Below are 26487 nucleotides of genomic sequence, written 5' to 3'. Positions count from 1 at the left end.
CGGAGCCATTGGCATGGAGAATACATTCTTTCTTCTCATCATTTTAATTGCAGTCGTGGCCGCTGTGATAATTCATAATCACTTGAACCGCGTGCCGCTCCCCATCGTCTTTATTGTGGTGGGGATTTTATTGGCGCTGCTGCCGCTGTATCACCACTACATTTTTAATCCCAATTTATTTTTATTTTTCATCGTAGCACCTTTGCTCTATAACGAAGCACAATCGGCCTCTCGCTACTGGATTGGTCGCGGTGCCATCAACATTTTTTCGCTGTCCATCATGCTTGTCATTGCCACCGTGATTGTCGTTGGTAGTGCACTTCACTTACTGTTTCCATTTCTGCCACTAGCCTTAGCCATTGCGCTATGTGCCATTGTGACCCCAACCGATGCATCAGCAGTCAGCGCATTTGCTCAGCCCAATCCAAACTTCCAAGTGCCCTTCACCATCATGCAAAACGAATCATTATTTAACGACGCATCCGGCTTTGTGGCATTCGATCTGTCCCTACTAGCCTTTACGACTGGTTCATTTTCAGCTAACAGAGCCGTTGGTGTGTTTGCGTTAGAGTTTATCGGCGGCTTGATCACCGGCGCAATTATCGGTGCACTTTTTTTAAGCATTCGCCGCGAGCTTATTCAAGCTAGTGATGACACACCATTCGTCATGATTACATTAGAATTATTAGTGCCATTTCTAGCTTATTTCGTCGCTGAACGCTTAACGTTGTCCGGAATTTTGGCGGTCGTCGCCGCTGGCTTGTTTCAAGGAATGGAAAATGACAGTTTACAGCTTGTTTCAAGTCGGGTACAGCTCGTCCGGTCAAATATATGGGAAATTGTTCAGGAGGCGCTCACAGGTGTTGTTTTCGTCCTTCTAGGCGTATCCTTGCCGACAATCATGGAACAAATCATTTCTAAGCATCCAGGTCTCCTTGGTTTACTGATTCTTATAGGAATTGTGCTGTATGTTTTGAAATTTGCTATTCGCTTGCTGTGGTCGCGTTTTTTAGTTTGGATGCACATTTCTAGCGATCATCGCTGGCAGGACGCTTGGTTAATGGCGGTCAGTGGTGCCAGTGGGACTATTTCACTTTCATTAGCCTTTCTGCTGCCAACAATAAACGGTCACAATTTAACTACTGACCGGAACGCACTCATCTTCGTCGTCACGGTGGTCATTTTGGTCAGTCTGACGGTAGCCGCCATCGCCGTGCCGATCATCACAAAAATGCCCACCGGCACTCAGACAAAACCGATGAGTCAGTGGACACGAGAAATGATTATGACGGCTATGAACAAGGTCCGCTCAACCAAGGACGCGCCAACTGAAACGCACATCGTGGTTGATGCGTTGAGCCAACAACTTCATCAAAACAATCGTCCGCATCGTCGTGAACAACGCCGACTGTTTGAAATTACCGATGCTGCTGAACGTGAAGTCATCAACCGTAAACACGATCAGGGCGATTTTAACGATGACGAAACGTATTATTACCTGCGTTTTTTAGACCTGACCAAGTTCACGTTCAATAATACTGTTTGGCAGAATCTATGGCTCCGAGTGCGTTTTGGTGTTCACTCCAGTCGCTTGAGCCGCGACCTTAAGTTTGGCGAAGAAATGTTTTTCACCACGCCGTTGATTGCTGAACAATTTTATTGGCAACGTCAATTCCATGCACACGGCGAAGATATTCGTCCTTTAGAAGAAGTTGGCTATCAAGCTGTCATGCACGCCCTACGACAGGAACGTCATCAACACGGCGAGGTAACGACCGTCGAGCTACATGATGTTCAACGTTTTTATCGGGAACGCCATCGTCGGATGAACATGCCGGATCCCGTCCCTCAAGTCGTTTATCAACTTTTTCTAACCGCATTCCACGCTGAATATGAATTTGTTCAAAACGCCCTTGATAAGGGCACCATTGATGTCGAAACAGCCGAATCACTTCAGCAACATATTATCTTTGATGAAATGGCTTATATTCAAAATAATGCTGCGTTTATCAAACAGTAAGCGTAGATTGAGATGCGGTCGACAGCTTTTCAAAATGAATAATCCCAGCAATATCGTCGTTCATCGTTAGGGTACGCTCATGCAGTGACTGTCCTTCAAAATTTCCTTCCATAATTTTGAAGGTCCCGGTAATATCGTTAACTTCCGTGACATAGGCCACGTGCATCGATTTAAACGACACCACGGAACCTACCGCTGGTCGAAAATCGACCAATAATCCCCGTTGTGTTGCCGATTCGGCCCATTGGTCGCCGTTGCCCAAATAACTGTATGTGTTAACCGGGATTTGTTGTTGGCGCAAAATGGCTGCGACAAATCCCGTACACTGCCCCACTGGATATCCATCAATGCCGTCATAGAATCCTTGTTGCCCAGCTTGTTGGGCCGCCATCAATGCTTGCCCAGATAACAAATGAGTTCCGCTTATGTTCCCTGTTATCAGTGAACTGCTGTCCTGATTTTGAACCGCAGATGTCGTTTGGACTGTCGTTGCACCCGGCCAAGAAACTTGATCAGCTGATACTTGAGTATCTGAAAGACCAACCGTAATACAGCACGCACACCCTACTAACTTTAAACTAGTGCCAATTTGCTTGAGTAATTTCATTTTGTCCCTCCTACACTGTCCTTTTAATCCGCTTCATCCTGATAATGATTGTCTTAGCGACTATAAATGTACGTATAGGTACCGTCATTATTTTTCTTAAACGTAAATTCATGTTGACGCGCATCTGAACAACGCCAACGCGAAAGTTCGTAATGAAGTGAACCACTTTGTTTTAATTTATAACTGACAGTTTTGATGGTTTTAGTTATATCCTCGTCGGCACGTTTAGCCGCACCGCGTAAAACTTTGTGTAAATCGTGAATAAATTCCGTTGCGTTTGTAATCATAATAATGGCCTTCTTTCGACTAATTTTTTGCGTAACCATAATTTATAATTAATCGTTATTATTATTCAAAACAAATGCTTGTGAATTTTAAAATCATTTTTTGGGCATGTAAGTTTATTCTGCTAAAAAGCCTTTTATTGGCGTACACTTGGGTCAATATAATATCTGGGGATGACTTCATGAAATTAACCTTATCTGAATTACAGCCAAACGAAGTTGCTGACTTTTGGCAATTGGCTTTTAGCAATCCAAACGCTGAGTGGACAAAATGGAACGGCCCTTATTTTCGCGACGTTTTACCGACACGTGAAGAATTTGTGAACGGTCCTGCAAAAGACAAATATGTTCAAAATCCATTTTGCCAAGTTATTCGTGTCGATGACAAAATGGTCGGTATGGTCTCGGCCTATTACGACGATGGCAGACTTAAGCGGTGGTTAGATGCTGGCATTGCCATTTATGACCAAACAAATTGGCATCATGGTCTTGGTCATCAAGCGCTTGCCAAATGGATCGACACACTGTGGCAAATGGTCGACCTGCCTCACATTGGCCTCACAACCTGGTCCGGCAACGTTCGTATGATTGGTGTCGCTGAACATTTACACTTGAAACGAGAAGCAACGGTCAGACAGGTTCGTTATTGGCAGGGTCAATACTGGGATTCTGTGAAATATGGCGTCTTGCGAGACGAATGGCAGTCTCCCAAAGATTAATACGTTGCAAAACAAAACCGCACCTACTGAATTACTCAGCAGATGCGGTTTTACTCGTATAGTTGTAAAAATAATTGTTCAGCGTCGCTTACGAATAATTATTTTTGAACGCGTTTTTGAATTTCGGCAGTTTCTTTTTCAAAGCCAGGTTTACCCAAAAGAGCAAACATGTTGACTTTATACGCTTCAACACCTGGTTGGTTGAATGGGTTAATCCCGTTCAAGTAGCCAGAAATACCCACAGCAGCTTCGAAGAAGTAGATTAAGTAACCAAGCGAGTATTCCGTTTGATCAGGAATGTGAACGGCCATAACAGGAACATCGCCGTCTGTGTGGGCTAGTGTAACAGCGCGGAATGCTTGCGTGTTAACATAATCCATCGTCTTCCCTTCGAGGTAGCCAATTTGGTCAAGGTCGCTGTCTTCCTTAGGAATGTCAATGTCATAATTTGGTTTATCAACCTTAACAACGGTTTCCATTAAGTTACGACGGCCTTCTTGAATGTACTGGCCTAGTGAGTGCAAGTCAGTGGAGAAGTTAGCACTTGATGGGTAAATGCCTTTTTGGTCCTTTCCTTCTGATTCACCCATTAATTGCTTCCACCATTCAGAAAATGAAGCCATGGTTGGTTCGTAGTTTTCCAACAATTCTGTCGTCTTACCCTTGCGGTATAAAATGTTCCGCAAAGCAGCGTAACGGTAAGCATCGTTGTCTTCAATCTTGTCTGATGTGTAATCTTTAGAAGCGTCTGCAGCACCTTGCATCAATTTATCAATGTCGGCACCAGAAGCAGCAATTGGTAACAAACCAACCGCACTCAATACAGAGAAACGACCACCAATACCATCAGGAACAACGAATTCTTCGTAACCCTCAGCGTCAGATTCAGTCTTCAGCGCACCGCGAGCACGGTCAGTTGTTGCATAGATACGTTTCTTAGCTTCGGCTTCACCGTATTTTTCAACCAACTTATCTTTGAAGATACGGAAAGCGATTGATGGTTCAGTCGTAGTCCCAGATTTCGAAATAACGTTAACAGAAAAGTCACGGTCACCAATAACATGAATCAAATCGTGAACATATGAAGAAGAAATTGAGTTCCCAGCAAACAGAACCAAAGCGCCCTTACGTTCACTAGCAGGTAATGCTGTGTAAAAGGCTTCGTTTAAAAAGTCAATGGCTGCACGTGCACCAAGATATGAGCCACCGATCCCAATGACAACCAATACTTCTGAATCACTTTGAATTTTCTTTGCAGCGGCCTTAATGCGGCTGAATTCGTCCTTATCGTAATTCGTGGGTAAATCAATCCAGTCACGGAAATCAGCACCCGCACCTGTACCATTACGTAATTCTGAGTCAGCTGCAGTGACCATTGCCTGCATTTCACCCAGTTCATTATCGTGAACAAACTTTGTCAGATTCGAGCTATCAAAGGAAATATATGCCATGCTTCTCCTACCTCTTTCTTATAATGATTACGGTTACAAGTATACACTAATACATTGGTCTGTGGGCAATGAAAGCCAATTCATAAAATTGGTATATACCAAAATCAATAATATTTTTGCTCGTCATCCCCACGCTATCAGCACCTAGACCACTCAAAATTTTTTTGGTCTAATTTTTAATTTTCTTTTCAATTGAATGATATAGATCCTGTTCGTTTCTTTGTTTGCCAAACAAAAAACAGCAGACATCCATCGTCTGCTGTAACTTTTTTAAAGGCTATTACATCGTTCCAAGCATGATACCACCAACGATAATCAAGACAGAACCGATGATGATATTGACCATTTCCCAATGAGTCTTGCGTTCTCCCAACAGCCAAATAGAACCAAAGGTAGAGATAATAATTCCCATTTGAGCCATTGAATAGGCAACTGCCAAACCAACTTTGATTGTGGCCAAGAACATGAACAGGTTACCAGTACCCCAGAATAACCCGGTAATGATGTTTTTCCAAGATGGTAATTGCCACATTTCTTTACGAGCACCAATCATGATAACGAACACGATTGCACCAAGGAACATCCCAATGGACTGCGGTAAAACAACCGCATGGGTAAAGTTCGTCACATCGCCAACGTTACCCCATTTTTCAAAGCTCTTGATCACGATCGTGTAAGCAACGTAACCAAGGGTTGAGTACGTCAAAGCACGGGCACCGGCGCCAGTATTTTCATGACGATCCGTCTTTGTAGCATTGCGTTTGTCAACTCTTGACGTAAGCGCTGCCCCAATAATCAAGGCAATCACAGCAAGCGTGCCCAACGTGTACTGACGGCCTGTTGTCCATTCTCTGAACAACAACACGCCAGCTAGCGCGTTACCAGCAAGCTGCATCCCGGTCGAAATCGGGATTGTCTTGGAAACACCCAGTGCCTTCATGGAGGTAAACTGGCCACCTTGACCAACTACCCAGAACAAACCGGACAAGATTCCGGCAATCCAAACCTTGGCATCCAATGTTGGTCGATAAATAAACCAAGCAATGATCCCAAAAACAACAGCCCCCATTGTCATACCAAGCGTTTGCTGAGCAGCAGAACCACCCAAACGGCCTGAAACAAGACCGATACTCCCCCAGGCAATGACAGGGACTAAGGCAATAAGAATGTTTGTAACTCCCATGATTCAAAAATCTCCAATTCTCTAAATCTCTTCGTTGTCTAGTTTATTCAATTATTCAGCAACCGTTGCCGCAACATTGGCTACTTTAGCAGCTTCGCTTAAGTCAGCACCGTCGACAAAACGTAATGCTAGTGATGATGCACCGATAACACCGGCATCGTTGCCCAATTTAGCCAATTTCAGTGTTGTTGAAGCACGGACGGTTGAGAAGGCTTCCTGTTGGAACGTCTTGTCAACAAGGTCAAGTAAGAACTGGCCGGCAGCTGATACGCCACCACCAATAACGACGTAACTTGGGTTCAACACGTTTGCCATGTTAGCAACGGCTAACCCAAGGTACTGGCCTACTTTGTTTGTTACTTCGTTAGCCAAGAAGTCACCTTGTTTAGCTAAATCAAAGACAATCTTGGACGTGATTTCATCACCGTTGTCGACCATTTTTTTAAGTTTGGAGTTGCCCGAATATTCTTCAGCAAAATCGTGTGCCAAGTGAACAACACCTGTTGCTGAAGCGTAGGTTTCTAAACAACCATGTTTGCCACAGGTACATAAGTAACCACCAGGTTGAACGGTCACGTGACCAATCTCACCACCGGCGCCGTTAACACCGTGTTGCAAACGACCGCTGGCAATGATACCGCCACCAACACCGGTTCCTAAAGTAATGAAGTCAACGTCTGGTTCGTTGTTACCGGCACCCTTCCAACGTTCGCCTAAAGCCGCAACATTGGCATCATTGTCCAACGCAAACTTCATGTGTGTACCGGCTTCTATCTGTTCCTTAGCGTTTTGAGTGGTCTTCCAGTTCAAGTTGAATGCTGCAGTGACAGTGCCATTTGCAAGATCAACTGTCCCTGGCGTCCCCATCCCAATACCAGCGAAATCGTTGGCACTCATTTTGTACAAATCCAAGTGGTGATTAATTGATTGCACAATATCAGGAATAATGTGTGAACCCTCATCAAGAATGTTGGTTGGTACGCTCCACTTTTGTTGAACGTCACCATCTAGGGTTAAAATCGCAAATTTAATTGTTGTCCCACCAAGGTCAACACCGATTAACTTTTTCTTCTTAGCCATAAAACTTTCTCCTCAATTCTCTTCTTATACAACTGAACATGTAAAAGGTTTACGGTTTATTCTCTTACAATGAAAGCGTTTTTACAACCCCTTTTACATAACTTTTCTAATTTATTGATAACGTTTGCAACTCACAAAGTTGTTAATCCGCACGGCTTAGCGGATTGTGGACTAGTCCATTACGAATTAATTTTTAAACGAAAAAAGTTTTCATTATTTACTAACTATGTTTATATCTTTAAAACATTGTGTCTGCAAACGTTTCTACACGCGTATTTTATAAAAAAAGCCATTCTGACTTTAAAATCAGAATGACTTTTTCTCAGTAAGACGATAATGAAGTTGAACACATATTTTCGTCTTACTGGCTATAATTTTATGGAGGTGGCGGGGATCGAACCCGCGTCCAAGCATATCGCCACCCGAACCTCTACGCTCATAGTCAAACCATTTAAATTTCACTAACCAAAACGCCGTTTGACCGGGCAACCGTGATTAGCTAAGCCTGATTAATCTCTTCTGCTCACTTCAGGCGTGAGTTAACAGCGTAGCCCAAATTTTTGAGACCCGTAACCCGCCACCTGGGCCGTAACGGACGGATCTACGTCAAGCTACAATTAAGCAGCTAAAGCGTAAGAATTGTTATCTTTTGCAGATAAAAATTAGGTAGCGTTTTTACGTGGACGCAACCCACGAAGCGCAGTTCAAGCTCGACCTATACCTGTCGAATCCAGAACACCCCCAAAAGGTGCTTTATTATCATAACACGAGACCTTATAAACGTCTACGTATGAGGCTTGCCTCAAGGCTAACAAAAACGCCCACCAAATATTGGCAGACGTTTTATTTCCTTACAAAGTAAATTCACGCTTTAAACCTGATCAGCCAGTGAAAACCCCAGCAATCAACCATAGGTTTAAAATAATCAATACAACAGTGACGAGCCATGCCGTCCACTTTACCCATGCCTTATTGCGGAAATCACCCATCAATTCTTTGTTACTGGTGAACAGAACCAGTGGCACCATGGCAAACGGTAACGCGACACTCAAGAAAACCTGTGATAACGTCAGCAAGTTTTCAATTTTGGCCTCATTGCCATGATAGATAAAGGCAAATATCAGCACCGGTGTAATGGACATCAGTCGTGTTAAGAGCCGCTGAGCCCAAAGCGGAATCCGAAGATGAATGAACCCTTCCATAATAATTTGCCCGGCCAGCGTACCGGTAATGGTCGAACTTTGACCGGAAGCAAGTAAGGCGATGGCAAACAGCATGCTGAGCAACGGACTGGCAATTGCACCCACAATCTTTGAGTTGCTTAACGCATTGAATAAATCAACGAAGCGACCGAGTTCACTGTTAGTGCCGTAGAACAACGCCGCACCCAGAATCAACAACAGACAGTTGACCACAAATGCAATCGTTAATTGAATGTTTGAGTCGGCAACTGTAAAACGAATGGCCTTTTTAACACTGTCATGATCCTCACGATCCAAAGCCCGCGTTTGAGAGATAGATGATCCCAAGTACAAGTCATGTGGCATAACCGTAGCCCCCACAATCCCTAATGCCAGATAAAGCATTGGTTTGTGCGTTAGCAATTGTCCCGGATGTGGCACGAAGCCAGCGAAGATCTGTGGTACGTTTGGTTGGGCCAGAATGACTTCATACAAGAAGACAAACAGGATAACAGCCACCAGTGTGGCCACAATGGCTTCAATTTTACGGAAGCCCATTTTCATCAACACTAGCAGCAGCAAGACATCAAACGCCGTGATAATCAAACCAACGATCAACGGGAAACCAAACAACAACTCTAGCGCAATCCCTGAACCAATAATTTCTGCGACATCCGTCGCCATAATTGCAAGTTCTGTAATGATCCATAGAAAGATTCCCATACCACGGGACGTTCGCTCACGGGTCATCTGTGCCAAATCTTTACCGGTTACAATTCCTAACCGAGCTGACATTGCTTGCAACAACATCGCAATTAAACTCGACAACAGAATGACACTGATTAATGCGTATTTGTACTGAGCACCACCAGCAATTGACGTGATCCAGTTACCAGGATCCATGTACCCAACGGCAATCAATGCTCCTGGTCCAGTGTAGGCTAGTAACGTTCTGAAATAGCCTGCGTGCTGCGGCACCAGAATGGAACCGTTCACTTCGTCCAAACTCTTGGCATGATTACCAGTTGTATCAACAAAGTGTTTTTTCTTAGAAGTCTTCTTCTCGGCCACCAACGTGTCGTCCATGACTTCTTTTTTTTCGTGCTTTTTGCTCATTTTCGTGCCCTCTTTTCCGTTTTGATTCCTGAATAATCAGGTCTAATCCTTCAAAGATGGTCGCTAGCGTCGCATCATCAAAAAACACATCAGTGATACTGATTGGCTTTTTGCTAAGTCGACGTAACATCGGACTGTTACGCATTTAATTTTTAGATTTTAAAACCGTCACAATCACTCCGTCTTTGCGAAATTGATAGTCCTTTTTGAACCACGTATACTATGTGCCGAAATTGCCCAAATTACAAGCCATAAAGGTCGTTTGAAAATGGTTACATTGAAATTTTTTTGTTATTTTTATCAAATCCATAAAAAAAGATGCTGATCAACTCAGCATCACGTTAATTTCATTAAAATAACAATTCTCAACAGGTGTATAAATTTCATCTTACTGCAACTGATGTATCTGTCCCGCCGCGTCACGCCAAGAGACCACATTAACATCTTGGTTAGTCGCATCAGCTAGCGCATCACCAATTGCGTCCTCTTTTTCGTTCATTAACGAGACGAGTTGATCTGCACTCACATTGCTATTAGTCAGAACCAATAATACGCCCTGCTCAACATCGTGAATCTCAAAATGAGCTTGAACGCTCGCACCATTTACTAAATCAACACTGCCCTCATTCACAACGACTGTTGTCATTCATCAACTACCCCGTTTTCATTAAAATTAACTTATCTCATTTTGGCTTGCGCGAATCGTGTGTGCCATTTGGATCGGCAAACTTAGTTCCAAATTCACGAATAAAGGCTAACACTTGTTTAGCCTGATCCTCACCGAATTCATTAATCCAAACACTGAAGCGGTGAGTAACCCGTTCACTAATTTGCGATTCCGCCTTGCTACCTTTAGCAGTTAGGCTGAGATTCATTCGACGACGATCATGACTATCCGCAACTTGCTTAATCAAGTCCTTAGTTAATAAGGCACGAATTTGACGAGAAACTGCGCTCCGTGTGACATTCCGACGCGCTGCGATTTCCATCAACGTCAAGTTTTTCTCCCGCGAGACATCGTGTAAAATCAAATACTGTTCAAACGAAATTTGATACTCTGCCGCTGGTCGTGACACAAATTCATCTAAGTATTTTAAAAAGTGAATATAAACATCAATTGATTCGTTCAATAATTCTTCGTTGGCCATTTGCTTCTTCCTCCATTTACAAACGAGGCACCACCCAAAAAACGACTACCGTGGCCTACATACTCATCTACTATTATATACATAAACGGTGTGGCTTCTAGGAAAAAGGCCTACGCCTTTGCACAACCGTTTTAACCACATTAATTGCGTTAACAAATAAAATAGTGCACGATAAAATAAACGTCAGCTGCGAAAATATAAATATACCTTTTAGGAGGTTTTCATGAATAAAATCGTCTCTTCTTTATTGGCCACGGCTATTTCAGCCACTGTATTGACTGGTTGTGCACCATCAGCAAAGCACTCGCCATCATCTCAACGTCAAACATCGAGTAAAAAAGTTTCTAGTGAATCAACACGAACAACTCGTACAAACAAAAAAGCACCGGTAGCGACGTTTGCAAACAATACGCTTACAGCCAGCACCGGTACTATTAAAATTACAGGCCAACGTCAAGTTGCCTCGGCATTTCCAAACCATCAGCAATTGCTCATCACTTACGAGTACTCAAATCAATCGACAAAACAGCAAGTGCCATCAGATTTGTGGTCAAAACATTTCAAGGCCGCCCAGGATGGTAAAAACTTAGTTAGCGGCTCATTATCACTATCGGGTCAAAACAGTGACAGCGACAATGACGACATCAACAATTCTGTGACGCCAGTTGATGCTGGCCAACACGTCACAGTGGCTGCCATGTATAAAATTTCGCCGTCAGATGGACCGGTCACATTGACCGTGCATGATGGTCAGAAAAACATCGGCACGACGACATTGACAATCAATGGAAACGAATAGATTAACTGAAAAATCATCTACTGTCGCCACTGCTTAGGACTCCACAGTTGCCCTTCCATCGACCCATGCAAACTTTCAATTTCATCGCGCTGTTCCTTGATTAAATCAATTGCTGCATCAACAGTCACCCGATTGTCGTCAGTTCGCAATTTTGCTAGTTCATCTAATACCCATTTTGCATCATGATCATTCATAAAGGGTCTTCCTCCTTAGGCGTGCTACGGGTAGTGTAGCATGTCCTCCGGTGAAAGACCCTTTATTTTGCTTGCCACTTTATGAGCATTGGTTTCGAGTCGGTTCAAATTATCCCTTTAAGAAATTTTCATCCTCAAAGGCTGGGTTAGGATAATGGTAAAATCCTTCTCCGCTTGAGACACCAAGCTTTCCTTTATCAAGGTACTCCGTTTTCATCATTGTCGCCAACTGTTTGAAGTCTGGATCCCCAGTTGTTGCGACATAGTTCTGGATAATATTGTAAACCGTCTGAATACCGACCATATCTAAGATTGCAAACGGACCCATTGGTGAACCTGTGGCAATCATCCAAGTTCGATCAATTGTTTGTGGATCACCGACACCCTTCAAATACAAAAGTTGTGCTGCATGTAAAAACGGGACCAAAATAGAATTCAAGATGTAACCGGGCTGTTCTTTTTTAACTTCAATTGCAATCATGCCAATATCTTTTGCAAACTGAACGATCGTCTGATAAATATTTGCATCAGTCCCCGCGTGTCCCATGATTTCAGCAGTATTGTTCTTCCAGATTTCATTAGCAAAGTGCAACGCAAGAAACTGTTTAGGACGCCCGGTTGCTTCTGCAAATTGACTTGGAATTAGTGTAGACGAATTAGTCGCAAAAATCGTTTTGCTGGGGGCTACTTGGCTTAACTGTTGATAAAATTTTGTTTTTAAATCCAACAGTTCAGGAATAGCTTCAATCACCAGGTCGCTGTCCTGAACGGCGGTTTTCAGATCCGTCGCATAGCTTATTCGAGCTGGGGTCTCTCGCGCAACTTTTTCCGCATCCTGAATCCTGCCAATAATGGCGTCCGGTAATCCGGGCAGCAAGTTAGCATTATAGTTTGTTCCCTTCACAAGGTTACTAAACTGACTTTGCGAGCTCGCAATTTGACTAGCATAGATTTCAGCCAGTCCACCAATACGCGTCTTGGCTTTATCAATTACATCATCATTGATGTCATAAATAGTGACGTCAAACCCCTTAAAGGCGACCTGAAACGCGATTTGACTCCCTAAAACACCGCTACCTGCAACGGTTACATGTTTAATTGACATGATTATCTCCCTTTCCAAATCTTAGTTCGGTTATAAAGCAGCCGCTAAAAACTTTCCGCCTTCACTATATGATTCTGTTAACGTAAGAGATATTATTCATCCTTAAAAATGAACCAATTACACTGTTTTGCTGACAATGAACGAACGGTAACTTTTCCAACAAAAAAGGTAACTACCAGTTGTCATTCAACCTAGCAATTACCTTGATATTTTTTTAATTTCCAAAATCACAAACCAGTCTCCCTAATTATTCTCATCAGAAGTGGTGTGTTAGTTTTTTGTTAAAAAGTTTAAAACATTGGGTGGCCGTTTGCACTATGATTTGGAAACGGTTGTTTCACAGCCCAGTGTTCAACTAACTGACCATCGCGAACCCGGAAGATATCAACTTCGGCCATTTCGGTCGCTGTCGGAGAATCCTGTCTAATAACATGCAAATACACAAGATCATCTCGATCAGCTACACTGACAACCGTCCGTTTCGACTCGCGCAAACTGCCCTGAGGACCAAACAAAACTCGATAATAATGTGTAAATGTTTCCGCACCATCGGCAATGCTTGGATTATGTTGAATGAACTCTGGCGCCACATACTGTGCCACCGCAGAAACATCGTGACGATTAAAGAAGGCATTCCAAAAAGCTAACACGATTTGGCAATTCGTAAACGGACTCAAGTCAGGCGTTCCATCATCATTTAATAATTGAACACTACCGGCAAACCGTTGTGGTCCCTTTTCCGAATCAAACCGAACGCCGACTAATGTATGCCGATTAAAATCCATCGTTTCTGACATTGCGCCGCGTAATCCCAACCAATTCAAGTTGAATACGCCGTCAGCGAGCCGCGTGATTACAGCATCCACATCGCGTTGTTGTAATGTTTCATCAACTGTAGACGTCCAGGATAAATGCGTTGCATCCTCGATGACATCAATAAATTGACGTCCATCATCTTGTTTTACCAATATTTTTCGATTAAAAAGTTGCTTAGTCATCTAACCCCACCCCCGTTTTATTAATCTTACGGATATTAAGTGTGTAGGTGACGACCGTCATGCAGTCCCAAAATGCCCAACAACACCATAATTACAATTGCGGTAATGGCAATGATTGCTAGTTCAACCTGAAACCCCATAAGCTCATCTCCTTAAGTAATAGCTTCTTTCTACACCTCTATTCTAACCGATTTTGCATATTTTGTAACCGCTTACAACTCGAATTATTTTAAATCCCGTCTTTTGCTAAATCGTGGGGCTGCTACCCAAAAGACTATCAGACTAATATAGAAACTTGCGGATCTCACAAGGCTTTGATACTGCAATGAAAATCTTTGAATCACATGGTTTTTGAACTGATCAAGTAGTCCCTAATGATCAATTCCTGATAATAGGTCTCTTGGAACAAGAAAACTGTAAAGCACGCTATAAAAGTATTTTTAAAATAGTCATTGACAGCGCTTTCATTATTAGGTATATTGTTCTCGTAAGGTATTTAGTAATTACCTTCTAATCAATTCTCTTTCTCTCTTATGCCGGCCACCGTCGCAAGATGGTGGTTTTTTTTTACTCTTTTTTCGTCAACAAATAAGTTTCATGCGATAATAGACTAGCGTTGTTTTTACAGAAAGGAGTCATATACGATGGCAGAAGAACCAGCACCATTAGAAGAACCAGGCCATGAATCGTTAGACATGATCGAGGAAATCACCCGAAATGATGGCTCAAAGTACATGGAAATTGGCAACATGGTTCACAATGGACGTGCAGAATTTGCAGCCGAGAAAAAGTTCATTAAAGAAGTCCGTATTCTAAAACTCAATATTCCTGAATCAGCAAACGTGATTAAATATGAAGATTACATTAATCATCATTTTCTCATGCAAGGTTGGGATATGGATCACTGGGAAGAATGGATTAAGACACCAGAAATGCAAGCTGTTGTCGATGCTATTCTCAGAGAAAACCAAGTCGGCTAACTAAAAAAGCGGCCAAAAAAGGAACCGACGGGCATCGGTTCCTTTCAAGGGCCATTTAGGTTAGGAACACCAAATCAACGATGTACCGTTCCAAGGCGTCATTGGGGTGAACGTCCTTGGAAGAGGAAGTAAATAAATGGTAATTTAAAGTTATCACGTATTTTAAATTATGTCTATCCATATTTTAATGTTTTTATTAGAAAAATAACCAAATTGCCATTTATAAATGATGGTTTGGTTATTTTTCTTTATAAACACGCAGGCATTGGAACATAACACTTCAGTTTGAATTTTAGTGAAATGGCAACAAGCAGCTCCCCTTCAATCGCAAAATTTGCGCAGATGAAAATTGTCGTAAATGCGAGCCATAACGCTGCCTTTTGCTCATTTAACACAAATTAGACGTCCATGGGCATATCCACCACCCATGAACGTCTATTTGTGTGACCTGAGAAAGCTTAAACGTGTTATATCTGCTTTCTTTTTATTTCTAGTATTTCTTGCTGAGCTTTGAAGCAGCTGCTTCGTCAATCACAACGATAACATTATCGTGGTTCTGTAATGAGCTAGCAGGTAAATCAGGCGTAACAGGGCCCTCAATCATACCCTTCACTGCATCGGCTTTTTCTTCACCATAAGCTTCCAGCAAAATTTGTTTGTCCTTTAAGATTGAACCAATCCCCATAGAGTAAGCATACTTAGGAACCTCTTCTTCGTTATCGAAGAAACGTGCGTTGGCAGCAATAGTAGATTCTGTTAATTTAACCTGATGTGTTGTGGAATCAAATGGCGTACCTGGTTCGTTGAAACCAATGTGCCCATTACGGCCTAATCCCAGAATACCTAAATCGATTGGGTTATCAGCAATTACCTTGTCGTAACGCTTCGTTTCAGCTTCAGCATCTTTGTTTAACCCATCTGGCAAATATGAGTTTGCAAATGGCTTCTTGTTAAAGAAATGCTCGTGCATGAAGTAGTTGTAGCTTTGTGGATGATCAGGTCCAAGACCAACGTATTCATCCAAGTTTACAGAAGTCACATGACTAAAGTCCAAGTCTGAACTCGTAATTTCATCATATGTTGAAATTGGCGTACTACCAGTTGCCAACCCAAATACCTTAGCACCATTAGCTAATGCGTCCTTAAACACTTGAAAACCTTGCTTACCGCCTTCAGCGGCGTTCTTTACAACAATAACCTTCATGTCGAGTCTCCCTTTTTCTTATTGGTATAGTCCAATTATAACAGGTCTAGACAATTTTACAAGTCACCTAAGCTGTAAATCTGATTTTTGTTTGTCACTGCTTTCTTCATACCAGTAAAGACCGGCCATTTAGCTGATTCAGAAGGACTTGTTAAATAGAGCAGAACCCTCGGCATGAGTCCATTTAGAACAAACACTGTGAGCATTATCGCATTACAAATTTCTTGCCTAACGTAATAGCACCTGATTCCCAAAGTAGGAATCAGGTGCTATTACGTGTAATGCTTATTCTCAAAAACGGAGATATGTCACAGCTCCTGTCCAAACTAAAAACAAGCTATTTATTATTGAACCGTGACACTCTTAGCCAAATTCCGTGGTTTATCAACATCTAATCCCTTCAGCAAACTCGTGTAGTAGGAAATTAGCTGACCCGGAATAATGGTTAATAGTGGCGTTAACATCTCATCGACGTCTTCCAAAATGATATCATCATGTGCTTTAGCCAACGACTTCGTCACAATCGTCATGATGTGAGAACCCCGAGCGGCAGTTTCTGCCAAATTACTACGGGTCAGTGAAGCCGTTCGTTCTTGAGTAATGATACCGATGACCGGCGTGCCGGACTCAATCAATGCAATTGGGCCGTGTTTTAATTCACCGGCGGCAACCCCTTCGGAATGAATATAAGTAATTTCCTTTAATTTCAACGAGGCTTCAAGTGAAACCGCATAGTCAATGCCACGCCCAATGTAAAAGGCATCACGTTGATCGACAAAATTATCTTTAGCAACAGCTTCAAAACGTTCTTTCTGATCAACTAAAGCTTGAATACCATTAGCGACCAGTCCCAATTGGCGACGTAAGTCAAAATCGGCTGCGGCTGCTTGCTGCGTTGCTTCTCCTAATGCCTTAGCAATAATTGCTTCAACAGCAATTTGAGCCGTATAAGCCTTGGTCGAAGCAACCGCAATTTCTGGCCCCGCATTTAACAGCATTGTGTAAGTTGCTTCACGCGATAACGTTGAGTTTTGCACATTCGTGATTGTCAAACTGTGATAACCCTTTGCGTTTACCTCAGTTAATACTTCACGGGAATCAGCTGTTTCACCACTTTGACTCAGGAAAATAAAGAAAGGATGTTTGGAGAGAATGGGTGAATTATAAGCAAACTCTGAGGATACGTGGGCTTCGGTCGGTACCGCTGCCAATCGTTCAAACAAACGTTCACCGACTAGACCAGCGTGGTAGCTTGTCCCCGCAGCAACAATATACAACCGGTCGGCTGATTGCAAATCCGCCAACAGTTCGTCATCGATAGTCACTTGGCCGTCATCATTGAAGTACGTTTGCGCTAATTTACGCATGACAGTTGGTTGGTCATCAATTTCTTTCAACATGTAATGTGGATAAGTTCCCTTATCAGCCTCACTGGCATCCATGCTGACGTGGAATGGCAAGCGGGTAATGTGGTGGCCTTCTTCATCTTCAATGTCCACTTTTTCGGGCGTCAAGATCATGATTTCGCCATCCTGCATCTCAATGAAATCATGGGTGTAGTTCAGCATTGCGATGGCATCTGAGCAAACAACATTAAAGCCATTGCCGACACCAACTAGCAATGGGCTTTTGTTTTTAGCAACAAACAAAGTGTCCGGTTCTTCGCGATCCATCAGCAAGAAACCGTATGAAGAATCCCCCACCAAGTAAAGCACCTTACGGAAGGCCTCTAAGGTTGTTAAATTATCATGTTTGACGAAGTAATCGATTAATTGGACAACGACCTCAGTGTCTGTTTCACTCTTGAACGTCACATCTTGGAGATACTTGTCTCTTAGTTCAATGTAGTTTTCGATGACACCGTTGTGAACCAAGTAAAAACGCCCATCAGCGGATACTTGTGGATGCGCATTGGCAACGCTAGGCTGTCCGTGTGTAGCCCACCGCGTATGCGCAATTCCCGTGGAACCGTGGACATCTTCACCGATTGCCTTAGCCAGATCAGCCACGCGGCCTTTTTCCTTTACTAAGTAATCTTTACCATTTTGGTCGTTTACGTAAATTCCAGCTGAATCGTAGCCACGATATTCCAAACGACGGAGACCATTCATCAACATTTCAACCGCATTTTCGTTTCCTGTCACTCCAACAATTCCACACATAACGTTCATCCTTTTCAAATTGGTATAGACTTTTATAATACCGTTTTCTTTTTTGAAAGCAGTATTATAATAACGTTTTTAAGCATATCACGTCAACTTTTTGCCTTTAGTGGTCTATATGATTACCAAACCTTAATTTTCTCAAAAATGGAACGTTTAGGACAAACCCACCCAGCACGACTAATGACGGATCAGCGTGCCTACCAGATTCGTGTTTGACCACATTAATGTGATATTTCGAATTGCAAACAAAAAAAGCTGTGCGTCCAGAAACGGAAACACAGCTCAAATTTTCGTACTCAGTGACTAACTCATCAGCCAATAAAACAATCAGCCTGCAGTGTGCGTTGTCACTATTCAATGCCGACTTCTTGGCGCACAACCTCAGCAATTTCATCGACATAACCGTCGACAACTTCCTGAGTCGGTGCCTCAGCCATCACCCGCAGCAATGGCTCCGTACCGCTTGGACGAACCAACACGCGTCCATCACCATTCATTTCAGTTTCGACCTTTTTAATGATCGCCTTAATCTGGTCATTTTCCAAAGCTGCCTTTTTATCAGCAACTTTAACGTTAACCAACTTTTGAGGATATGTCGTTACTTCACTGGCCAGTTCAGATAACTTTTTACCAGTCGTTTGAACAATGTACATAAGTTGTAAAGCAGTTAACATGCCATCACCGGTTGTATTGAAGTCCAAGAAAACAACGTGTCCAGACTGTTCTCCACCGACGTTATAGCCATCCGCTAACATCTTTTCAACCACGTATCGGTCACCGACTTGCGTTTGCACGCTGTGCATTTCATTGCCTTCCAGGGCCTTATAAAGACCAAGGTTACTCATCACAGTGGTAACCACCGTGTCCTTCTTAAGACGCCCATGTTCATGCATGTATTTACCACAGATGAACATAATCTTATCACCATTAACGATGTCACCATTTTCATCAACAGCAATACAACGATCTCCGTCACCGTCGAACGCAACACCCATAGTGGCACCCTTTTCAACCACAAATTTTTGTAGTGCCTCAGGATGAGTAGAACCAACACCATCGTTAATGTTCAACCCATTAGGATTCGTTGCCATCGTGTCGAAATCAGTGTCTACATCTGCAAATAAACGCGACACCAACTTGCTGGTAGCACCATTAGCCGCATCCACAGCAATGTGCAAACCATTTAGTTGATCAGGAATTGTTTGCTCCAAGAATTGCGTGTATTTGGCAGCACCTTCTTGATAGTCTTCAACAGTTCCTAATCCTTCTGCTGATGGGCGTGGCAATTCATCTTTAGGCGCATCCAAAAGGGTTTCGATTTCTTCTTCCAAAGAATCAGATAGTTTAAAACCATCACCACCAAAGAACTTAATTCCGTTATCGGCAACTGGATTGTGAGACGCCGTAATCATGACACCAGCATCTGCCTGTTGTACCCGGACAAGGTAGGCTACTCCAGGAGTTGTGATAACACCGAGTTTAAGTACTTCAATCCCAACTGACAGGAGCCCTGCAATCAGTGCTTCTTCCAACATTTGACCCGAAATACGCGTATCATGCGCCACCAAAACCTGTGGTTGATGATCTTCATCGGCGTGCTCCGTTAACACGTACCCGCCGGCACGGCCAAGTCGGAATGCAAGTTCAGGACTCAAATTCTGATTTGCAATGCCTCGTACACCATCTGTTCCAAAATATTTCATTTGTTTCTTCCTCACTTCGTTGTTTGTCCCTAAAGACTTGTTTATTTGCTAACTAGTTGCTACTGGCAGCTGAACTACTGGACGCACTTGTGCTACTGCCCGTTTCGCTGCTACTCGCCGAGCTATTCGTATCACCACTACTAGAAGACGTTTCACTGCTACCAGCCGCTTCACTAGATGATTCATCAGAGGAACTTGTTGACGAATCGCCATGCTGAACCCCATTACTATCTGCGTTACTGGAGGTCACTTTAATCGTGACATTGGCAGTCGTCTCAGAATAGCTTCTAATGCCACTGGCAGAAGGCGTTAAATTAACTTGTTGCTTAGTCGTGCCAATTGGCAGACCAGAAACATCTACGTTAGCTACTATACTACTCTTTAATTTGCTAATCGCACTCTTTGTGCCGTATGCAGTCAAACTATCAACGTCACCGGTAATCGAATAACTCTTACCATCCTCAGCATTCTTCGGCTCGTAATTAACCTTAACCTTCTTAGAACTTTCGTTGGATGTAATTGGCACGGTCACACTAGCCGTTGAAGGTGTCATCACCACGTTAACTGTATGGCCATTAGCATCTTGAGCCTCCAGCTGAACAGTCGCCGTTAAGGTTGATGTACTATTCTTAGTCAAATTAATTGGCGCAACCACTTGGGCTACCTGTTCAACTTCAGATGTCGCACCGGTTACCGTCACGCTATTAACTGACGTTGTCGGCGTACCAACCTGATAGCCGCTCGCCAAACTATTGGCGTCATATTTCACGTGGACAGGCATTGTAATCGTTTCACGATGAGCAATCGTAACGTTGATTGTCTTCGGCTCAATTTGATAGGTTAATTCTTTGTTGAGTCCATCGGCCTTCAACGTCACCTTGTGTTTACCCATTGACAACTTTGACAAGTCTGCATTAATGCTAAAGTTCTGCGTGTTCGTCGTTGCCGTAACCAATGCAGCCGGTCCTGTGATTTTAACTTTAACGCGCTCTGGATAACCTGTTACAAAGTATTTATTTGAATTGATATTTAGTTGCAATGGCATCGACACTGTTTTCGTTTTGGTCGAAGTCAGTGAAGATACCCTACTAGGATTGTCCTGACGTGCTAAACGGGTGTCATTGCCAGTTGAACCGGTGACGTAAACAACTAAGAAAATGGCCAAAACTAACGCTGATAAACGGTAGAAGAGCGTGCTATTGAGAAAGCGATTAAACTTTTTCATTTATGGCCACCTCCCCTAAAAATTCGGTTAACAATGTCCAAGAACCAATTGTGACGTTCTGGCTCTGCCGGGATCAATTGTTTGCGAAGGTAATTTAAATAGTCTTCCTGAGTCAAATTACGCATCATTTCATTATTCCGCGTAAACATCACTTCGCCAGTTTCCTCAGAAACGACGATGGTCAACGCATCCGTTACCTCGCTAATCCCCACAGCAGCACGATGACGTGTCCCTAACTCTTTAGGAATCAAATTACTATCTGATAACGGCAAATATGCGGTAGCAGAAGCAATCCGATTATCCTTAATGATAACCGCGCCATCATGCAACGGTGTATTAGGGATGAAAATGTTGATCAATAGCTCGCCGGTTACGTCCGCATCCAAATCAATCCCAGTTTCAATGTACTCTTCCAAGCCAGTTTCCATTTGAATAGAGATTAGCGCCCCGATTCGACGTTTGCTCATATATTGAATAGCTCTATCCAACGCATCAATTAATTTTTCTTCTTCGTCATGAGCCGTCCGACCTCGTTGAATGAATGAGCCGCGGCCCAAACGTTCAAGTCCTTGCCGAATTTCCGGTTGGAAGATGATCACTAGGGCAATAACCCCCCAGTTAATGATCTGGTCCATGACCCAGGAAACTGTCTCTAAGCCCAGATACCAACTAGCAATCTTAATAATGATAATCACAAGGATCCCGCGGAACAACGTCACTGCTCGCGTGCCTCGTAATAGCATAATCAGCTCATAAATAACAAACCAAATCACTAGAATGTCGAGCAAACGTGCTGCGGCCGTCCAAGTGAACCAGTTGCTAGGATTAAGTAACATAACACTCCTCCTAAAATCGCCAAATATTGGCGTGCAATCTTCGCATTACGCGACAAATCGCTCATTTAAGTATAGCAGATTTACCATCGTGCAAACCAATCCGCTAGCTTGTTGCCTCCGTTTGTAAATCTTCACCAAGCATCAGCACATTTTCCGAGTAATTAACGTATTGACGCAGGTTAGCTGCCATTACAGCATTGATCCGCCCAGCATCCAACAATTCTGTCACCGCTGAACGTTCCGCTGCCAGTGCACGCACCCGCAAGTCTCGTAAATTAGTCTCATACTGGAGCTGTCGAGCACTGCCATTTGTCACAGGATGACGCCGTTCAATCCGGTAGCGGTAGTGGACGATCAAATGGTAAACGCTTTGTCGTTGCTGTGCGTTTTTCTTGGCGTTATGAACTTTAAAGAAACGCGACAATCGGGCAATCGCTGCCTTGGCAGTTTCCGTTTCAACTAACTGACGTTGCTGACGAAAAGTGACCATATCATTGCCGGTCATTAAAATTCGTAGACGCCGTAAACCATGTCGAATCAAACGCCTAGCTGTTCGCCAAGCGGGTAAAGCTTCCCGTCGCTGATGGGCATCCACATTACGTAGCCGCCACTTGATTTGGCGACGGTAATAACGAAAATTCCAAATATTGACTAAGCCAGCATCATGTAACTCTTGTAGCCGTTTCAACTCACCTTGCAAAGCAATTCGACGAATATCAACTTCAAAATCGATCATTGTTTTCACATCTTCGGAAGGCTGCGTTCGCATCTGTAACCGTCGAATAATAAATTGATAATCGAGAATCAAGTCATACGCAGCCCGTTGATTTTCAGGCCGTCGCAGTGACTCCAGCACTCTAACTGCCGTTTTAGAAAGGTATGTTTTTGCCTCATCTACCGACATTAACGGCACCGTTTCACCATCATCGGCCTCTTCTTGCGCAGTCAATTCTTCCAAAGTGTCAACCTGACTACCCCGGGTCAACAGCATGGCCCCACGCCGACTGATCAATGGCAATGTCACTGCCGCGATGACCAAACTCAGCACAATAACACCGGCAGCGACAAACAAAATTAATGAGCGTTCCGGAAAGGCATCCCCATTACTAATGGTCGCCGGAATCGTCAACACACCCGCTAACGTAATTGCACCACGAACACCTGTCAAACCAGAAACAATCGCTGTTTTAACCGTAACTGGCTCCGTATTCTTATGTTCAATACGCCAGTTTTTGCTTAAACGACTCAATGTACCATAAACATAAATCCAAACAGCTCGCAGAATAAAAAGAATGAGCCAAATCACAATGACATAGCCGATTGCACGCCACGTTCCTGTTGCCGGGTCAGCAATTGTTGCCTTCGTCGCGCTAGGCAACTCATCCCCAAGAATAATGAACACAATCCCGTTTAACACGTACACCACAATATCCCATGTCCGCTCAATCAAAAGCCGTTGTTCCGGTAAATCCTCAACAATTCGGTTTTCTGAAACATGAGCTAAAACGCCAGCCGTGACAACGGCAATAACACCGGAAGCATGAATCGCTTCTGCACCTAAGTAGATCACGAAAGGACCCACTAGTTGTAACACTGTGTTAAACACTGGATCATTGATTCCCGAGCGCCTCAACACCTCCCGCAACATTTGCAATCCTGTCATCACGACAAAACCGACCACAAAACCGGCAATACTGGTGTAAAGAAAGTCGCCAGCTGCAGACCAGAGTGAAAAGGTTCCAGTCACGGCCGCTGCTAACGCATATTTAAATCCAATCAGACCGCTGGCATCATTGATCAAACTTTCGCCACTGACCAGATGAATAATTGCGGACGGTAAACTCACCTGCTCAGCAATAGATGTCACGGCTACGGGATCCGTAGGTGACAAAATAGCGGCCAACGCAAATCCCACGGATAACGGCAAACCGGGAATGAGCAAGTGAAATAACCAGCCACCTAGCAACGTGGTTAGGAACACAAGTAAGACTGCGTTTGCCAAAATTGGCCCCCGCAATGTCCACAACTCACTTTTGGGAAAACGTCGCCCATCATTAAATAGTAGTGGCGCGATAAATAATAGTAAGAACCAATCAGTTTCGAGTGGAATCGTAATGTGAAAAATAACGGACCATAATAATCCCAAGGTCACTTGAATCAAGCTGACCGGAATGGCCTCCAAGTAGTGTCCCAGTATGTTTGACAGCAGCACTAGCAGGACAAGAATGATCACCGCTTCAATAATGTTCAAGTTGTTGTCTCCCTTCCTGTGGCCACGTATTGGCACCACACTCAACGTGCATCTACTTCTATCATACAAAAAAATTGACGCATGACCAATCAGATTGGCCTGCGTCAGCAGATAAAATAATATTATTTAAAGTTTGAAAACTCATCTTTGTTTAATTAACTATTTCAATAAGTCAGCAAGTACGTTAATACGCTCAGCCAACAGCAAACATTTAGTTGTCACCAATGATCCTAACTTCTGTTTCAAGATGTACACCGAACTTGGCATAGACTGTTTCTTGAACATGGTGAATAACTGCTAGGTAATCCGTGGCCGTCGCTTCACCAACATTCACGATGAAACCAGCGTGCTTGGTTGAAACCTGTGCACCGCCAGATGTATAGCCGCGTAATTCGCTGTCCGTAATCAATTTGCCAGCAAAGTAACCCTCTGGTCGTTTGAACACGGAACCGCAAGAAGGCAATTCCAGTGGCTGTTTGGCGGCCCGCCGTGCATTCAAATCGTCCATTTTTGCCCGAATTGTCGTTGCTTCGCCTGGCACCAAGGTAAAGCTGGCGCCGACGACAATATCGCCGGTCGTTTGAACCAGACTGTGTCGATAACCAAACGCCATTTCTTCAGCAGGATACGTCACAAACTCACCAGCACGCGTCAGCACATCAACAGAACTGACAATGTCCTTGACTTCCCCACCATATGCGCCGGCGTTCATGAAAACTGCCCCACCAACACTGCCGGGAATGCCAGCTGCAAACTCAAAACCAGTCAGGTGATGTTGATAAGCAACCTCAGTCGCATCAATTAACGCTGCGCCAGCATCAGCAGTGACCGTGTTACCCGTCACAGTAATCGTCTTCATTTGGGTCAGAATAAGTACCAATCCACGAATGCCACCATCACGAACAATCAAGTTACTAGCATTGCCGATGACCGTTACTGGCATCTCGTGAAGTCTGGCAAAATCAACAAACTTAGCCACTTCAGCGCGCGACTCAGGAAATGCGAGCCAGTCAGCTGGCCCGCCTGTTTTCGTATTTGTGTAATTCCCCAATGGTTCGTTTTGCATCACCTTGCTGGACGCAAAAACAGTTTTTAAATCAACCTGTTGCATGATGTCACCCATTTACTTTCTTCATTAATTAACCGTTTCGGTTTCACTTCGCAATAAAGTGGCTGGTTGCCACAATTAGCTGGTGCCCGTAAACCTCGTCCTATTTTACCACGATTTGAGTTCAAACCAGTTTTCCTTATTAAAGACTTCATTTTTATGGCTGTGGTAAAATCAATTTGTTAAACTACATAGCGCGACCACCGGTGGACAACGCCGCTCACACAAAATTCTTGGAGGATAGCATCATGAAATTTGTATCATGGAATGTTAACGGATTACGAGCAGTTTTAAAAAAAGGCTTTGAACAAACGGCGATGGATTTAGATGCCGATGCTATTTGTATTCAAGAAACCAAGATGCACGAGGGTCAAGCGACGGTCAACCTGCCCGGATACCATCAGTACTGGAATTATGCCGATCGTCCAGGCTACTCAGGCACAGCCATCTTTACCAAACATGAACCGGTGGACGTCACCTACGGCATTGGCGTCGATGAATATGATCACGAAGGTCGCGTGATTACGCTAGAATACCAAACGTACTACCTGCTCACAAGTTACACACCTAACTCTGGTCAAGAGCTTAAGCGGCTAGACTACCGTGACGGCTGGGACGCAGCCTTTTCTGCTTATGTAAATGAATTAGCAACTAAGAAACCCGTCATTTTCTGCGGTGATTTAAACGTCGCTCATGAGGAAATCGACCTCAAGAATCCCAAGACCAACCGTCAGCATGCCGGCTTTACAGATACTGAACGTGACAATTTCACAGCCTTACTGGGCACCGGCTTTACAGATAGTTTCCGGCACTTCTATCCCGACCTAACCGGCCAATATTCATGGTGGAGTTATCGTTTTAACGCTCGTAAAAACAACGCAGGATGGCGAATTGACTACTTCGTTGTATCAACGCCTTTGATGGCTAAAGTCACCGATGCTAAAATCCTTAATGATGTGCTTGGCTCTGATCACTGTCCAGTTGCTTTAGAAACAGAAGTGTTGAACTGATCCCAGTTCGTTAATCAGCACCCTGCCTAAACCCGTTAACAGATTTCTTTACATTTAAACGTGAAGGCCTTAGACTGACATAATAAATTTAAGTTTAACGTTACCTAATGATTAAGGAGG

23 protein-coding genes and 1 other RNA gene are annotated in these 26487 nt (G+C 43.5%); 5 read left to right on the top strand and 19 right to left on the bottom strand.

What is annotated here, in order from left to right:
* The first annotated feature begins 13 nt into the window (after positions 1-13).
* Positions 14-2020, top strand: coding sequence for a cation:proton antiporter (locus GB993_RS10305; RefSeq protein WP_161004231.1), 2007 nt, complete (start codon positions 14-16; stop codon positions 2018-2020).
* On the opposite strand, the gene GB993_RS10300 is transcribed toward GB993_RS10305, so the two are convergent.
* On the bottom strand, positions 2010-2627 hold the full coding sequence (locus GB993_RS10300; protein ID WP_161004230.1) for a CHAP domain-containing protein: 618 nt from the start codon (positions 2625-2627) through the stop codon (positions 2010-2012). The two genes, GB993_RS10305 and GB993_RS10300, sit on opposite strands and share 11 nt — an antisense overlap.
* Before the next feature lie 53 nt (positions 2628-2680).
* Positions 2681-2914, bottom strand: coding sequence for a hypothetical protein (locus GB993_RS10295; RefSeq protein WP_161004229.1), 234 nt, complete (start codon positions 2912-2914; stop codon positions 2681-2683).
* A gap of 179 nt (positions 2915-3093) precedes the next feature.
* Between GB993_RS10295 and GB993_RS10290 the strand changes: the two genes are divergently transcribed.
* Positions 3094-3630: a GNAT family N-acetyltransferase gene (locus GB993_RS10290; protein ID WP_161004228.1), complete on the top strand. Its 537-nt coding sequence runs from the start codon at positions 3094-3096 to the stop codon at positions 3628-3630.
* 98 nt (positions 3631-3728) lie between these two features.
* On the opposite strand, the gene GB993_RS10285 is transcribed toward GB993_RS10290, so the two are convergent.
* The 7 genes from GB993_RS10285 to GB993_RS10255 all read right to left on the bottom strand — a co-directional run bounded on the left by GB993_RS10285 (position 3729) and on the right by GB993_RS10255 (position 10789).
* Positions 3729-5081 (bottom strand): glucose-6-phosphate isomerase, encoded by a 1353-nt coding sequence (locus tag GB993_RS10285; RefSeq protein ID WP_161004227.1) that lies wholly within the window; start codon positions 5079-5081, stop codon positions 3729-3731.
* Positions 5082-5361: 280 nt separating this feature from the next.
* Positions 5362-6264, bottom strand: a complete 903-nt coding sequence (locus tag GB993_RS10280; RefSeq protein WP_161001676.1) for a GRP family sugar transporter — start codon at positions 6262-6264, stop codon at positions 5362-5364.
* A gap of 51 nt (positions 6265-6315) precedes the next feature.
* Positions 6316-7344 carry an ROK family glucokinase gene (locus GB993_RS10275; RefSeq protein ID WP_161004226.1) on the bottom strand — a complete coding sequence of 343 codons (1029 nt, stop codon included), beginning with the start codon at positions 7342-7344 and terminating at the stop codon, positions 6316-6318.
* Between the two features lie 376 nt (positions 7345-7720).
* Positions 7721-8087, bottom strand: a transfer-messenger RNA (tmRNA) gene (ssrA, locus tag GB993_RS10270).
* Positions 8088-8225: 138 nt separating this feature from the next.
* Positions 8226-9611: an Nramp family divalent metal transporter gene (locus GB993_RS10265; protein WP_162854112.1), complete on the bottom strand. Its 1386-nt coding sequence runs from the start codon at positions 9609-9611 to the stop codon at positions 8226-8228.
* Between the two features lie 418 nt (positions 9612-10029).
* On the bottom strand, positions 10030-10287 hold the full coding sequence (locus GB993_RS10260) for a hypothetical protein (protein ID WP_161004225.1): 258 nt from the start codon (positions 10285-10287) through the stop codon (positions 10030-10032).
* A 37-nt stretch (positions 10288-10324) separates the two neighbouring features.
* Complete coding sequence (locus GB993_RS10255) at positions 10325-10789, bottom strand: MarR family winged helix-turn-helix transcriptional regulator (RefSeq protein ID WP_161001673.1); 465 nt, start codon at positions 10787-10789, stop codon at positions 10325-10327.
* Positions 10790-11012: 223 nt separating this feature from the next.
* Between GB993_RS10255 and GB993_RS10250 the strand changes: the two genes are divergently transcribed.
* Positions 11013-11588 carry a DUF5067 domain-containing protein gene (locus GB993_RS10250; RefSeq protein WP_161004224.1) on the top strand — a complete coding sequence of 192 codons (576 nt, stop codon included), beginning with the start codon at positions 11013-11015 and terminating at the stop codon, positions 11586-11588.
* A gap of 17 nt (positions 11589-11605) precedes the next feature.
* Here the strand turns inward: GB993_RS10250 and GB993_RS12930 are convergent, their stop codons facing one another.
* The 3 genes from GB993_RS12930 to GB993_RS10240 form a co-directional block, all read right to left on the bottom strand.
* The gene (locus GB993_RS12930) at positions 11606-11782 is read right to left on the bottom strand and encodes a hypothetical protein (RefSeq protein WP_162854104.1); all 177 of its coding nucleotides are present in this window, start codon (positions 11780-11782) and stop codon (positions 11606-11608) included.
* 109 nt (positions 11783-11891) lie between these two features.
* Positions 11892-12887, bottom strand: coding sequence for a 3-hydroxyacyl-CoA dehydrogenase (locus GB993_RS10245; protein ID WP_161004223.1), 996 nt, complete (start codon positions 12885-12887; stop codon positions 11892-11894).
* Positions 12888-13177: 290 nt separating this feature from the next.
* A complete protein-coding gene (locus tag GB993_RS10240; RefSeq protein ID WP_161004222.1) occupies positions 13178-13885 on the bottom strand; it encodes a nuclear transport factor 2 family protein in 708 nt (235 codons plus the stop codon).
* Between the two features lie 644 nt (positions 13886-14529).
* Between GB993_RS10240 and GB993_RS10235 the strand changes: the two genes are divergently transcribed.
* Entirely contained in the window at positions 14530-14865 is a 336-nt protein-coding gene (locus GB993_RS10235) for a hypothetical protein (protein WP_161004221.1), read from the top strand.
* A gap of 490 nt (positions 14866-15355) precedes the next feature.
* On the opposite strand, the gene nagB is transcribed toward GB993_RS10235, so the two are convergent.
* The 7 genes from nagB to murB form a co-directional block, all read right to left on the bottom strand.
* On the bottom strand, positions 15356-16069 hold the full coding sequence (gene nagB, locus GB993_RS10230; protein ID WP_161004220.1) for a glucosamine-6-phosphate deaminase: 714 nt from the start codon (positions 16067-16069) through the stop codon (positions 15356-15358).
* Between the two features lie 344 nt (positions 16070-16413).
* Positions 16414-18231, bottom strand: coding sequence for a glutamine--fructose-6-phosphate transaminase (isomerizing) (glmS, locus tag GB993_RS10225; RefSeq protein ID WP_161004219.1), 1818 nt, complete (start codon positions 18229-18231; stop codon positions 16414-16416).
* Between the two features lie 353 nt (positions 18232-18584).
* Positions 18585-19937, bottom strand: coding sequence for a phosphoglucosamine mutase (gene glmM / locus GB993_RS10220; RefSeq protein ID WP_161004218.1), 1353 nt, complete (start codon positions 19935-19937; stop codon positions 18585-18587).
* Positions 19938-19989: 52 nt separating this feature from the next.
* Positions 19990-21162 carry a CdaR family protein gene (locus GB993_RS10215; RefSeq protein ID WP_161001666.1) on the bottom strand — a complete coding sequence of 391 codons (1173 nt, stop codon included), beginning with the start codon at positions 21160-21162 and terminating at the stop codon, positions 19990-19992.
* Complete coding sequence (gene cdaA, locus GB993_RS10210) at positions 21159-21998, bottom strand: diadenylate cyclase CdaA (RefSeq protein ID WP_161004217.1); 840 nt, start codon at positions 21996-21998, stop codon at positions 21159-21161. The genes GB993_RS10215 and cdaA overlap by 4 nt, the downstream gene beginning before the upstream one ends.
* Positions 21999-22101: 103 nt before the next feature.
* Positions 22102-24249 carry a cation:proton antiporter gene (locus GB993_RS10205; protein WP_161004216.1) on the bottom strand — a complete coding sequence of 716 codons (2148 nt, stop codon included), beginning with the start codon at positions 24247-24249 and terminating at the stop codon, positions 22102-22104.
* Positions 24250-24460: 211 nt separating this feature from the next.
* Positions 24461-25372 carry a UDP-N-acetylmuramate dehydrogenase gene (gene murB, locus GB993_RS10200; protein WP_161001663.1) on the bottom strand — a complete coding sequence of 304 codons (912 nt, stop codon included), beginning with the start codon at positions 25370-25372 and terminating at the stop codon, positions 24461-24463.
* 233 nt (positions 25373-25605) lie between these two features.
* On the opposite strand from murB, the gene GB993_RS10195 reads away from it, so the two are divergent.
* Positions 25606-26367 carry an exodeoxyribonuclease III gene (locus tag GB993_RS10195; RefSeq protein WP_161004215.1) on the top strand — a complete coding sequence of 254 codons (762 nt, stop codon included), beginning with the start codon at positions 25606-25608 and terminating at the stop codon, positions 26365-26367.
* The last annotated feature ends 120 nt before the right edge of the window (positions 26368-26487 follow it).

It is taken from the genome of Furfurilactobacillus milii (genome assembly GCF_009864005.1).
In the GTDB taxonomy this organism is placed as follows: Bacteria; Bacillota; Bacilli; order Lactobacillales; family Lactobacillaceae; genus Furfurilactobacillus; species Furfurilactobacillus rossiae_B.
The sequence above is the reverse complement of the archived record's forward strand: the minus strand, read 5'-3'. Positions and strand labels throughout refer to the sequence as shown.